This is a genomic window from Paraburkholderia sp. SIMBA_027 (assembly GCF_046535315.1).
Lineage (GTDB): Bacteria > Pseudomonadota > Gammaproteobacteria > Burkholderiales > Burkholderiaceae > Paraburkholderia > Paraburkholderia tropica.
Map to the genome: position 1 here is coordinate 1 of NZ_JAWRWY010001181.1, position 252 is coordinate 252.

Sequence of the window (252 nt, forward strand, 5' to 3'; positions counted from 1 at the left end):
ATCAATAAAGTGGATATCCTCTGTAAGTTCATTACCAAGCAAATTCAGATAGTCACTATATAAACGTTCTTGATTACCATATTTCTCAACAATCGTACTACGAGGTGGAATCGGCATTACCGAAAGTGTAATCGTCTTCGGTAGCCTTTTCCTTAACTCAAGCATTAATCTTGCCGTACGCCTCACATTGTCCTCTTTATATTCAAACAGCCTAAAAATCCTATCTGTATAAGCAACAATTCCATCTTTTTT

General features: G+C 36.1%; 1 protein-coding gene. It reads right to left on the minus strand.

Annotated features, from left to right (window positions below; all coding sequences use genetic code 11):
* Positions 1-252, minus strand: a 252-nt coding sequence (locus tag SB764_RS42865) for a hypothetical protein (RefSeq protein ID WP_410867157.1), incomplete at both ends; no start/stop codon positions are given.